Annotated in this window: 8 protein-coding genes; 1 reads left to right on the forward strand and 7 read right to left on the reverse strand. The window is 73.6% G+C overall.

What is annotated here, in order from left to right:
• Positions 1-366 precede the first annotated feature (366 nt).
• The 4 genes from ACIPM1_RS14505 to ACIPM1_RS14520 all read right to left on the reverse strand — a co-directional run bounded on the left by ACIPM1_RS14505 (position 367) and on the right by ACIPM1_RS14520 (position 5,577).
• The gene (locus tag ACIPM1_RS14505; protein WP_402433652.1) at positions 367-2,298 is read right to left on the reverse strand and encodes a BTAD domain-containing putative transcriptional regulator; all 1,932 of its coding nucleotides are present in this window, start codon (positions 2,296-2,298) and stop codon (positions 367-369) included.
• A 401-nt stretch (positions 2,299-2,699) separates the two neighbouring features.
• Positions 2,700-4,574 (reverse strand): asparagine synthase (glutamine-hydrolyzing), encoded by a 1,875-nt coding sequence (gene asnB / locus ACIPM1_RS14510; protein WP_402433655.1) that lies wholly within the window; start codon positions 4,572-4,574, stop codon positions 2,700-2,702.
• The gene (locus ACIPM1_RS14515; protein WP_402433658.1) at positions 4,571-5,131 is read right to left on the reverse strand and encodes a hypothetical protein; all 561 of its coding nucleotides are present in this window, start codon (positions 5,129-5,131) and stop codon (positions 4,571-4,573) included. The genes asnB and ACIPM1_RS14515 overlap by 4 nt, the downstream gene beginning before the upstream one ends.
• Complete coding sequence (locus ACIPM1_RS14520; RefSeq protein WP_356194436.1) at positions 5,128-5,577, reverse strand: DUF1772 domain-containing protein; 450 nt, start codon at positions 5,575-5,577, stop codon at positions 5,128-5,130. The genes ACIPM1_RS14515 and ACIPM1_RS14520 overlap by 4 nt, the downstream gene beginning before the upstream one ends.
• A 211-nt stretch (positions 5,578-5,788) precedes the next feature.
• Here ACIPM1_RS14520 and ACIPM1_RS14525 point away from each other — a divergent pair, with 211 nt between their 5' ends.
• Positions 5,789-7,393, forward strand: a complete 1,605-nt coding sequence (locus ACIPM1_RS14525; protein WP_402433662.1) for an FAD-dependent monooxygenase — start codon at positions 5,789-5,791, stop codon at positions 7,391-7,393.
• 100 nt (positions 7,394-7,493) lie between these two features.
• Here ACIPM1_RS14525 and ACIPM1_RS14530 read toward each other — a convergent pair whose 3' ends face one another.
• The 3 genes from ACIPM1_RS14530 to ACIPM1_RS14540 form a co-directional block, all read right to left on the reverse strand.
• Complete coding sequence (locus tag ACIPM1_RS14530; RefSeq protein ID WP_356194432.1) at positions 7,494-9,101, reverse strand: FAD-dependent oxidoreductase; 1,608 nt, start codon at positions 9,099-9,101, stop codon at positions 7,494-7,496.
• Entirely contained in the window at positions 9,098-10,144 is a 1,047-nt protein-coding gene (locus ACIPM1_RS14535) for a methyltransferase (RefSeq protein ID WP_402433665.1), read from the reverse strand. Before ACIPM1_RS14535 ends, ACIPM1_RS14530 begins: the two co-directional genes overlap by 4 nt.
• Before the next feature lie 354 nt (positions 10,145-10,498).
• Positions 10,499-12,079 (reverse strand): MDR family MFS transporter, encoded by a 1,581-nt coding sequence (locus tag ACIPM1_RS14540; RefSeq protein WP_402433668.1) that lies wholly within the window; start codon positions 12,077-12,079, stop codon positions 10,499-10,501.
• Positions 12,080-12,131: the final 52 nt, after the last annotated feature.

Raw genomic sequence — 12,131 nt, forward strand, 5'->3', positions numbered from 1 at the left:
CGCTCGGTGCGCGGGCGGGGGGCGCGAGCGGGGGCCGGAGGAGGGCGCGGTGGCCGGCCGGCGGGGGCGGCGCGCGGACGGTGGCCGGCCGGCCCGGGGCGGCGCCCCGGGCGGGGGCCGGACGGAGGGTGCCGTGACCGGCCGGCGGGGGGCGCCGTGGCTGGTCGGCGGGGGGCCGTAGCCGGGCGGGAAGGCGCGATGGCCGGGGCGGGAGGGCACCGTAGCCGGGCAGGAAGCCGCGATGGCCGGGCGGAGGGCGCGGGTGGCCGGGCGGAGGGGGCGCGCAGCGGTGCGGCCCGCCGCACCTGGGGTGCGACGGGCCGCTGGGTGGGGTGATGCCGTGGGGCGGGTCGGGGTGGACGGGTGCTAGCCGCGGGGTACCGCGGTCTTCAGCAGCGTGACCCGCCCGGCGTGGCGGGTCCCGACGTTGGCCGCGGAGCCGGTGTGGACCGTGCCGCCCTTCTGCAGGCCGCCGGGCAGCAGCTGGAGCAGCGCCTGCCGGGTGAGTCCCGGCACCGCGTACACCGGTTCACCGCCCGGGGGCAGGGCCTCCTCGACCAGATGGACGTCCACCAGGTACTCCAGCAGCGTCTCGCTGTCGGCGGCGCGTCCGGGCAGCAGGGCCCGCACCTCCTCCAGGCGCCAGCGCGGCTGGCTCCGGGTGAGCAGCAGGTGCAGCAACTCCCGGTAGGGGGCGGACAGATGGCGGTAGCTGGACTCGACCGTGCTCATCAGGGACTGGGTGCCGGCCGGCAGTTCCAGCAGCAGGCGCTGGTTGGTGCGCAGCCGGTCGACCAGGCGCCCGGCCGACCAGCCGGGCCGGGCCGCCAGCCGCCCGGCCACCGCCCGCACCGCCAGCGGCAGCCCCTCGCACATCCGGATCAGTTCCTGTACGGCGGCCCGGTCCTCCTGCTGGGAGCGGTCCTGGGCGACCTTGTTGTAGAGCTGGAGGGACTCGGTGTCGGAGAGGGCGGACAGGACGACCTTGCGTCCGGTGGACAGGCTGTGCGCCCGGTAGCGGTTGGTGGCGATCACCGCGCAGCCCGCCCCACCGGGCATCACGGCGCGCAGCTGGGAGGCGGCGAGCACGTCGTCGACCACCACCAGCACCCGGCGGTCGGCGGTCCAGCTGCGGAAGAGCCGGCTGAGCTCGTCCAGGCCGGACGGCTGCTTCTCCCGTCCGATCCCGCAGGCGCCGAGGGCCGCGGACAGCACGTCGGTGAGCTGTTCCGAGCCGTCGCCGACCGTGGACAGGTCGATGAAGAGCTGCCCGTCCGGGAAGTGCGGCCGCAGCCGGTGCGCGGCGCGGATCGCGAAGGCGCTCTTGCCCACCCCGGGCGGGCCGTGCACCTCCACCACCCGCATTCCGGTACCGGCTCGGTCTCCGCCGAGGAAGGCCTCCAGCTGGGCCAGTTGGTGCTCGCGGCCGACGAAGTCGCCTATGTCGTGCGGGAGTTGTGCCGGGCGGGGCGAGGGCGGCCGGGGCCCGGCCGCGGCGGTGGCGCCGGCCCGGGGCCGGCCGGAAGCCGAGGTGAGCGCGCCGCGGTCGGCGAGGACCTCCTGGTGCAGCCGCTGGAGCTGGAGCGAGGGTTCCAGGCCCAGTTCGTCGACGAGGTGGCCGCGCAGGGTGCGGAAGACCTCGAGGGCGTCGGGCCGGCGGCCGCAGCGGTGCAGGGCCCGCATCAGCTGTCCGGCGAAGGCCTCGTGGGTCGGGTGGGCGCCGAACGCCTCCGCGAGCTCGTCCAGGACGACCTGGTGGCGGCCGAGTTCCAGTTCGAGGGCGAAACGTTGTTCCTGGACGTTCTTGCGCCGCTCCTCGAGCTGGGTCGACCAGGCCGACAGACGGCGTCCGGAGCTGACGTCGACCAGGGCCGGCCCCCGCCAGACACCGAGTGCCTCCTTGAGGGTGCGGGCCGCCTCCTCGTGGGCTCCGCCGCGCTGATGGGCCTTGCCGCGTTCGACGAGGAGCTCGAAGCGGTACGCGTCGACCGCCTGCTTGTCGTGCAAGCGCAATTCGTACCCGCCGACCCGGGTGAGCAGGGCCGGGAAGCCGTGGGGCGGCCGGGAGCCGAACGGAGCGCCGTGCTGCCCGGTGGCCAGGAGCAGCCTGCGGCGCAGTTGATAAATGTAGGTTTGCAGGGTGGTCAGCGCGCTGAAAGGTGGGTGGTCCTCCCACAGTTCCTCGCACAGCTGGTCGACGCTGACCAGCGAGTTGGCATTGAGCACCAGCAGGGCCAGCACTTGACGCAGTTTCGGGGCCGACGGCGTCACATCGTCCCCGTCCCTGCAGACTCGCATGGAGCCCAGCAGACCGATCTCTATCACTCGTTCCCCCTGATGTTGCCGCCTGGTCTGCGCCAGCCGCCGGCTGGCCAGTAGTCCGGCAATCGTGTCGGCTGTTCACCTTCCTACACCAAAGCGTCATTCGCGAAACGCCGCCATGACACACAACAAGCGCCGATATTCGGACAATTACATGGTCAATTGCGGAGCGGTGCGGACTATGTGAAACGCGGAAAACTAATGCTTCAACAAACTCCGCCGGGGGAGGCGGAAAAACGGGTGCGGGTCGAATTCGCGGGGCCGGGCGCCCGGGAGGACGCCCGGCAAAACTGTATGACTTCCCGCACCTTATTCCATCTCGCACATGCGTGACAAGTGGCACATGTCGCATCCCCGGCGGGAACTTCCGCGCCGGCTCACAGCCGCAGCTCGACCCCGTACTCGGTCAGCCAGGTGTTGAGCTGGAGCACCATCTCCATACTGGCCCGCTCCACCCAGGCGAAGGCCCCGCTGGGGGCGCCGGCGGCGTCCAGGGCCGCGCTCGTCGCCCCCGCGTCCAGCAGCGGGGCGACCGGCGCCGCGGTGTCCTTGGCCAGTTCGCCGAACCGGTGCCGCACGAACTCGCCGTACGCCGCCTCCTGCACGGTCGGGTAGGCGCTCTTGGGCCGCTCCAGGACCCGCCGGGGCAGCAGATCCGCCACGGCGGCCCGCAGCAGGCTCTTCTCCTGCCCGTTCACCCGCTTCAGCTCGGCCGGCACGTTGTACACGTACTCCACCAGCGCCCGGTCGCAGAACGGCGGGCGCAGTTGCACCCCGTGCGCCATGCTCATCCGGTCCGCCCGGTCCAGATGGGTCGGCGCCCACCGGGTCAGCGCCAGGTACGTGATCTCGCGGGCCCGGCGCTCCGCCGGGCTCTCGCCCGCCACGTGCGGCACCTCGGCCAGCGCGTCCCGGTAGTGCTGGTCGGCGTACTCCATGAAGTTCAGCTCGCGGCGCAGCGAGCGGTCCACCAGGGAGCAGCCGAGCCCGCCGGCGGCGGCGTCGTGGCCGCGCTCGAAGGAGATCCAGGGGAAGGTGGTCGAGTTGCTGTGCCGGGGGTCGTACGACCAGAAGTAGCCGTTGAACACCTCGTCCGCGGTCTCCCCGGAGAGCACCGCGGTGACCCCGGCGCCGCGCAGCGCCTCGAAGAAGAGCAGCAGCGAGACGTCCATGTCGCCGAGCGGGGAGGGCGTGTCCTGGCAGCGCAGGGCGGCGGCGTGCACCTCCGGGTCGGCGAGCGCCGCGGTGTCCAGCAGGATCTCGGTGTGCTCGGTGCCGATGTGCTCCGCCGCCAGCGCCGCGTAGGGCGCGTCGGGGGTGGCGCGCATGGTGGGGTGCGGCTCGAAGTTCTCCGCGTAGCCGGCGAAGTTGACCGAGAACGACCTCAGGCGGCCGGCGCCCGAGGCGGCTACCGCGCGGGCGGCGAGGGCCGTCAGCGCGCTGGAGTCGATGCCTCCGGAGAGCATCGCGCCGACCCGCACGTCGGCCCGCAGATGCGTGGCCACCGCCTCGCCGAGCAGCCCGCGCACGGTGGCGACGGTGGCCTCCGGGGTGTCCTCGTGCCGTCGCGCGGGCAGCGACCAGTAGCGCCGCCGGCCGGTGCCGCTGCGCCGGACGGTCAGTACGTGGCCCGGCAGCACCTCGCACATCCCGTGGAACACGCCCGTGCCCGGCTTCCGGCTGTGCGCGAACAGTTCGCGCAGCCCGTCGGCGTCCACCAGCGGCCGCACCGCCGGGTGGGCCAGCAGTGCCTTGGGCTCGGAGCCGAACAGCACGCCCGACGGGGTCAGGAAGTACGCCAGCGGCTTGACCCCGAGCCGGTCGCGGACCAGGTGGAGCTCCTGCCGGACGACGTCCCACACGGCCAGGGCGAACAGCCCCTCCAGCCGCGCCGCGAAGTCCGTGCCCCACTCCAGGAAGGCGTGCACCGCCACCTCGGCGTCCCCGCGCCCGGTGAACCGGTGCCCCCGGGCGGCCAGTTCGCGCCGCAGCTCGGGCTCGTTGGTGATCGCCCCGTCGAGCACGAGCACCGCCAGCGGCTGCCCGGACGCGGACTCCGCGACCGCGGGCTGCTGCCCGTGCGCGCGGTCGAGCAGCGCGAGCCGCCGGTGGGCCAGCGCCGCGTGCCCCTCGATCCACTCCCCCGGGCCGTCGGGCCCACGGTGGGTCAGGGTGTCCGCCATGGCGCGCACGGTGGGCGCCTCGGGCACCAGGTCCCGTTCGAAGTCCACCCAGCCGGCCAGTCCGCTCATCGTGGGGTCCTCTCGTTCGCTGTCTCGGATGCTTCCGGTGCGCCGGGCCCGGCCGTGGCGGAAGCCGCACCGGGCGCGTCGCCGGTCCCCGCCGTCTCGACGGTCACGAGGGACAGGCCGCGGCGCACCACCGCCTCGCGGAACGCTTCGAGGCCGGGCGCTTCCCCGCCGCGCACCGCGATGCCCAGCCGGCGCGGTGCCGCCTCCCCGTACCTGCGGTACAGCTCCAGATAGCCGCGGGCGATCCGCTCGACGTCGGTCATCAGCGCGAAGCGCGCCGGGAGGTTCCGGCCGCGCCAGGTCAGCGCTCCCCTCGCGCCGCCCTCGAAGTTGTGCCGCCAGCCGCTGCCGGTGGCTACGACCAGATCGCCGCCGAGCGTGTGCACCCCGGCCGGCACCGTGTACGGCCGTCCCGTGCGCCGGCCGGTGAAGTGCAGCAGCGCGATCCGCTCGGCGAGCGGCCCCGGGTTCGGGCGGGCGAGCAGGTCCCGCATCCGGGCGTCGGCGGCGGCCCGTTCCTCGCCCTCGGGCAGGTCCCGTACGACCTCGGCGCTCACGACAGCACCACCGCGGCCGCCGTCAGCGCGCAGCCCGCGACCGCGCAGCAGGTGCGCACCAGGTGCCAGTCCCGCCAGGCCGGGCGCGGATCCCGCCAGCCGGGCCCCAGGTCCTCGGGACGGGTCTGCTTGACCCTCCGGTTCATGGGGACGTTCCGGGTCTGCGACACCACCGCGACCCCGGCCATGCACAGCGCCGCCAGCGCGAACAGCAGCCGGGGGGTGCCGGAGGCGCGGATCGCGAAGCCGACGTCGACGGCGGTGGAGCCGGTGACGATGAACGGCATGATCCGGTCGTAGCGCCGGCCGAGCAGCCGGTGGGTGTCCACGTACCGCTCGGGGGTCATCGCGATCAGTGCGGGCACCACGCTCAGCGCGACCGCGAACAGCACCCCCGCCACCAGGCCGGTGCCCAGCAGCACCAGCACACTCAACGCCTCCACCATGGTTCCGGTCCTCCTAGGCGTGCCAGTCGCACATGTCGGTCGGGCTCGGGCGACTCGAAACTGTCAGCCGCGCCTCGGGCACCACTCGAATCCGCCTGGGGTGGGCCTGCGTCCCGGGTGACCGGTTTGCACCGGCCACGAGCCCCCTTCGAGGGGGCGGAGGTTGCATCGGGCCAACTGTCCGAGCACACGCACCTGTCCGGGAGCCGGTATGGCAGAAGAGACGACCGACGTTCTGATCGTGGGCGGCAGCATGGTGGGGCTGGCCCAGGCCCTGTTCCTGGCCCGGCAGGGCATCCGCCCGCTGCTGGTCGAGCGGCACGCGGAGATCTCAACGCACCCGCGCGCCCAGGCGGCCAGTCCGCGCACCATGGAGCTGATGCGCGCGCTGGGCCTGGAGGACGCCGTACGCGCCAACGAGAACCCGCACGCGCACTACGGCGACGTGCTGCAGGCCGAGTCGCTCGCCGGGCCCGAACTGGGCCGGTTCGACGGGCCGTTCCGCCACGACCCGAACGACGTGGGCGGCACCGGATGGACCCTGATCGGCCAGGACCGCTTCGAGCCGGTGCTGCGCGACCGCGCCGTGGAGCTCGGCGCCGACCTCCGGTTCGGCACCGAGATGACCGGGTTCACGCAGGACGACGACGGGGTCACCGCCGTCCTGCGCGGGCCGAGGGGCGGCGGCGGGCCGGTCGAGTACACGGTGCGGGCCGAGTACCTGGTCGCCGCGGACGGGTTCCGGGCGCCGGTGCGCTCCTCGCTCGGCATCGGCCGGCACGGGCAGGGCGTCTTCGGCCGGCAGATGAACATCGTCTTCCACGCCGATCTCGACCCGTACGTCGCGGGCCGGACCTTCTTCCTCTGCTTCGTGAACAACGAGCGGGTCAAGGGCGTGCTCGGCAAGCTCGGCGGCGACGGCTCCGACCGCTGGGTCCTGGCGCCCAGCCTGCCGCCCGGGGCCCGGCACCAGGAGTACGGGACGCGGGAGTGCGTCGAACTGGTGCGGGCGGCGGCGGGGGTGCCGGACCTCCCGGTGCGGATCGAGTCGGCGACGAGCTGGGAGATCGCCGCCTGGGTGGCCGACCGTTTCCGCTCCGGCCGGGTGCTGCTGGCCGGGGACTGCGCGCACGTCATGCCGCCCACCGGCGGCTTCGGCGGCAACATGGGCGTCCAGGACGCGCACAACCTGGCGTGGAAGCTCGCCCTCGTCCTGCGCGGGCGGGCGGCCCCGGAACTGCTGGACAGCTACGAGCAGGAGCGGGCGCCGGTCGCGGAGTTCACCGTCGACCAGGGGGTGATCCGCTATCTGCAGCGCAGCGGGCTGGACGAGGCGGCCGCGGCCCGGCACCGTCCGGAGACCACCGTGCTCTTCGGCCACGTCTACCGCTCCGGCGCCGTGATCGCCGAGGGCGGCCCCGACGACGGCGCCCCCGTCGAGGACCCGACCGCCCCCTCCGGCCGGCCGGGCACCCGGGCCCCGCACCTGCCGGTCGTCAGGGCGGGCAAGGAGATGCCGCTGCACGACCTGTTCGACGGCGGGTTCTGGCTGCTGGCCGGGCCCGAGGGCGCGGCCTGGGAGAGCGCCTGCGCGGCGGACGCCCTGCCGGCCGGCGTCTCCTTCCACCGCGTCGGGGCGCAGGAGCCGGGCGCGACGGTGGAGCGCTTCCTCACCCGGTACGGGGTGGACGCGTCCGGCGCGGTGCTGGTCCGGCCGGACGGGTTCGTCGCCTGGCGTTCCCGGGACCTGCCGGCGAAGCCCGCCGAAGCGCTCCTGACGGCCCTCGGCCGGATCCTGGGGCGCGCCTCGGAGTGAGGCGCCCCCCGCCACGACGTCCGCGGTGTGCTCCCGAGCGGGGGCACACCGCGGACGTCCGTACGAGTAGGGACTCTCCAGGCGCGAGCGCGGGGACTCTCTAGGCGCGGTCCAGGATGTCGCGCAGGGCGGCGACGGCAGAGCGGTCGACCGGGCCGGAGCGGCCCGCGGTGACCCGCCAGCCGACGAACCCGTCCGGGCGGACCAGCACCGCGCCGCCGGGCAGGATGCCGTAGCGCTGCCGGAACTCGCCGTCGCGGTCGGCGAAGCGGGCTCCCGGCCCGATCCGCACCGACTTCAGGGAGACGCCGAGCGCCTCGGCCTCGCGCTCGACCGCGGCCGGCCACGGCCCCGCCGCCTCGTCGACCAGCAGGGTGAACGCGTCGCCGAACAGGTCGCCCACGGGCAGGGGTCCGTCGGGGCCGTCCAGGACCAGGTGCGGGGCCCGGGTGCCGGGGGCGGCGCTCGGGTGCTCCGGGTCCTCGACGACCGTGCCGGGGGTGCCCTCCTCCGCGGCGAAGGCGCCGGACCGGTAGCAGTAGCCGAAGGTCATCGTCGTCTCGCTGAGCAGTTCGTCGGCGACCTCGTGGTACTGCTTGCCCTCGCGGACCGCGAACCGCAGCATCGCCTGCCGTACGGTCTCCTCGGCGACCGGACGCCGCTCCGCGTCGTAGCTCTCCAGCAGGCCCGGGCCCGCCGCGCCCGACAGCACCAGGGCCAGCTTCCACGCCAGGTTGTACACGTCCTGGATGCCGGTGCTGGCGCCGAACGCGCCGGTGGGCGGCATGACATGGGCGGCGTCCCCGGCGACGAAGACCCGGCGGGTGGCGAAGCGGTCCGCGAGCCGGGCGGAGATGTCCCAGGCCGGCATGTCCACCGACTCGATCTTCAGCGGCAGGCCGGGCACGCCCACGGCCGCCCGGACCAGCTCGATGCAGCGCTCCTCCGTGAAGTCCTCGGCGCTCTGCCCCCGGTCGGGGAAGAAGGAGACGTTGATGACCCAGCGGCGGTCGTTGTCCAGGGGGATGATCGTGCCGCGCACCTCGGGGTTGTTGACGTAGGCGGCGATGATCCGCCGTCCGCGCAGCGCCTCGTCGAGGTCGGCCTCGAAGAAGAAGCTGACGAGGTTGGTGATCGTGCCGCGCCCGTGCGTCCCGATGCCGAGCATCCCGCGCAGCGGGCTGCGGCTGCCGTCGGCGGCGATCACGTACCGGCTGCGGATCTCCGACTCGGTGTCCGTGGAGAGGTCCCTGACCCGGACGAGGACGCCGTCCGCGTCCTCCTCGACCGCCTCCACGCGGGTGTGGAAGCGCACGTCGGCGCCCGCCTCCACGGCGCGGGCGCGCAGGATGGGCTCGAGCTGGTTCTGGTCGATGAGCGTCCACTGGGCGGGGCTGATCCGGCCGATGTCCTCGATGGACGCGTTCGGCATCCGCACCCGTTCCCTGCCGGCCAGGGTCTCCACGTGCACCAGGTCGGTGTTGCCGGAGATGGGCGACCGGCCGGCCCGCACCCGCTCCTCCATGCCGACCGCGCGGTACAGCTCCATGGTGCGCGGGTTGATCGCGCGGGCCTTGGGGTGGGTGGAGGTGTCGGCGTGCCGTTCCACGAGGGTGGCCCGCACGCCGTGCCGGGCCAGGAAGACGGCCGCGGACAGGCCGGTGAGGCCGCCGCCGACGATGAGGACCGGGGTCTGCTCCTGCTTCATGCCGCTGCCTCCTTGTGGGCGGTGACGAGGGTGTGGGTGCCGAGCAGCGGCTCGGCGCCGGCGCCGGTGAAGCCGGCCTCGCGCAGCCAGGTGTGGCAGTCCGCGATCCGGTACTCGGAGCCGTCCTGGCTGACCAGCCTCATGTGCAGGCTGCTGAGCAGCCGTTCGGGGTCGCTGCGGTCGTCGTCGATCATGCGGTCGTAGACGAGCACGGTGCCGCCGGGGCGCACCGCGTCGAAGACCCGGCGCAGCAGCGCGATCCGCCGCTCGGTGTCGAAGCCGTGCAGGATGTGGCCGAGCACGACCACGTCCGAGGCGGGCAGCGGGTCGGCGAAGAAGTCGCCGCCGGCGAAGGCGATCCGGTCGGCGAGGCCGAGTGCGGAGACGTGCTCGGTGAACAGCGGGCGGGTGCGCTCCAGGTCGAAGCAGGTCGCCGTGAGGTGGGGGTGGGCCTGGACCAGGACGGCGGCGAGGTTGCCGCGGGCGCCGCCCAGGTCGGTGAAGGAGGAGTACCGGCTCCAGTCGACGCGGCGGGCCAGTTCGGCGCCCATCCGGTCGCTGTAGGCGTCGAGGCCGGCGAGGAACCGCTTCATCTTCGCCGGGTCCTGGTGCCGGTCGCCCACGAACCCGCCCTTGTCGGGGTCGAGATGCTGGGGCTCGCCGGTGCGCAGCGCCTCGGTGAGCCGGCCCCAGGTCCCGTACAGGGTCTCGTTGGTGAGCTCGATGAAGCCGCCGAGGTAGGAGGCGGAGTCGGGCACCAGGTAGGTCTGCGCGAGGGCGGAGTTGCGGTAGCGGCCGTCGGTGCGCTCCAGGAGGCCGAGCCCGGCGAGGGCGTCCAGGAAGTCGGGGAGCATCCGGTGGTGCGTACCGGTGCGCCGGGCCACCTCCGCGGCCTCGCGGGGGCCGTCGGCGAGCGCGCCGAACACACCGAGCGCGACGGCGCTGTGCAGCACCTTGGCGGCGCAGTCCGCGATGGTCAGTTTGATCAGCGGCCCCGGGTCGACCGCCGCTGCCGTCGGGGTGGGGTCTTCGGTCGTCGTCACACAAGCCTCCAGGTCGCCCTCGGCGTCTTTCGTACGGTGCGGTGCTGCCGACGATGGCCGCGGGGTTTCGAGGGGGGCTCGAAGAGCGCTGAAGCGTCCGGGCGCGCTCGGCGGGGGCGTACGACAGGTCGTACGGCAGGCGTGCGCCGGGGGACGGCGGGTGCGGCGGGGGCGCGCGGACGGGACGCTCGACACGGGCGCGTACGGGACCGGCGTACGGCGCGGGGCGTACGGAACCGGCTGACGGCGCGGGCACGTTCGGGTCGGGACGCGCGGACCGCCCTCCCGCGGGCGTGTGGTGACGCCGGCGCGGGAGGGCGGTCCCGGGCGGCCCGGAGCGGGGCCGTGGTGCGGTCAGTGTTCGGCTACGGGGTGCTCCCGGGCCTTCTCCTCCCCTCCGTGGTGGTCCCACGAGCGCAGCGGCAGGTTCCTCATGCGCAGGGCGACGGCCAGGCCGACCAGGAGCACCGGCACGGCGGCCAGGAAGACCGGGGTGAGCGCGGTGACGTAGGACTGCTCGACCGCGTCCCGCACGGGGGCGGCGAGCTTGTCGAGGACCTCGTGCGAGGTGAGCGAGTTGTGGTCGACGCCGCGGAGCGCGCCGGCGGGCACCCGCTTGCCGAGTTCCTCGGTCAGCCGGTCGTAGAAGATCGCGGCGAAGACCGAGATGCCCAGCGTGCTGCCGAGCTGGCGGGAGAACGACACCGTGGCGTGGACGGCGCCGATGTCGTCACGCGGCGCGGTGTTCTGCGCGGCCATCGTCAGGACCTGCATGTTGAGGCCCGCGGCGATGCCGAACAGCAGCATGTAGGCGACGACGACGGCCCGCGGGGTGCCGGTGTCCATGGTGGCGAACAGCAGCGCGCCGCCGATGCCGGTGACCATGCTGAGCACCGGGTACCACTTGTAGCGCCCGGTCTGGGTGATGACCCGGCCGCTGACCACCGAGGAGGCGACCAGGCCGAACATCATCGGCAGCAGCACCACGCCGGACATGGTGGGGCTGGCGCCGGTGACCACCTGCACGTACAGCGCGAGGAAGTTGACCGCGCCGAGGAAGACGACACCGGCCGCGAGGCTGACCACGACGCTGATGGTGAAGGTGGAGTCGCGGAAGAGGTGGAGCGGGATGACCGGTTCCGGGGCGCGCCGCTCGGCGGCCACGAACAGGACGCCCATGACGACGGCGGCGAGGCCGAGCCCGAGGATCTGCGGCGACGTCCAGTCGTACTTCACCCCGCCCCAGCTGGCGAGCAGGGTGAGCGAGACGATGGCGAGGCTGAGGGTGGTGAATCCGGCGTAGTCGATGTGCGGGCGCCGCGACTTGGGCGGCAGATGCAGACCGGTGGCGATCATCCCGAACACCACCAGCCCGACGGGCAGGTTGATCAGGAACACCCAGTGCCAGCTGAGCAGATCGGTGAGCAGTCCGCCGATCGCGGGTCCGGCGAGGGCGGCCGCGGCGAAGACGATGCCGAAGAGGTTGAAGTACCTGGCGCCCTCGCGGGGGCTGAACAGCTCGCCGATGATGGCGAGCACGGAGACGAACAGGCCGCCGGCTCCGAGCCCTTGGAGGACGCGGAACACGATGAGCTGTTCCATGGACTGCGCCGCGCCCGCGGCGGCCGAGCCGACCAGGAACAGCACGATGGCGATCAGGAAGACCTTCTTGCGGCCGAAGAGATCGCCGAGCTTGCCGTAGACCGGCGTGGTGACGCTGCTGGTGATGATGTACGCCGTGGTCACCCAGGCGAACACGTCGAGGCCGCCGAGGTCGGCGACGATGCGGGGCAGCGCGGTGGCGATGATCTGTGCGTCGAGCATCGCCAGGAAGACCGCCAGCATGCAGGCGGTCATCACGGTCTTGATCTTCGTCTGGGGTGCGAGCGGGGCACCCGTTCCCACGCTGTGGGATCCGGTTGTCGGGGATGACACGGAAGTGACCTTTCGGTGAGGATCTGAAATCCGCATGGGGCGGCGCCCCTAC

This window comes from Streptomyces sp. NPDC086766 (assembly GCF_044746005.1).
Lineage (GTDB): Bacteria > Actinomycetota > Actinomycetes > Streptomycetales > Streptomycetaceae > Streptomyces.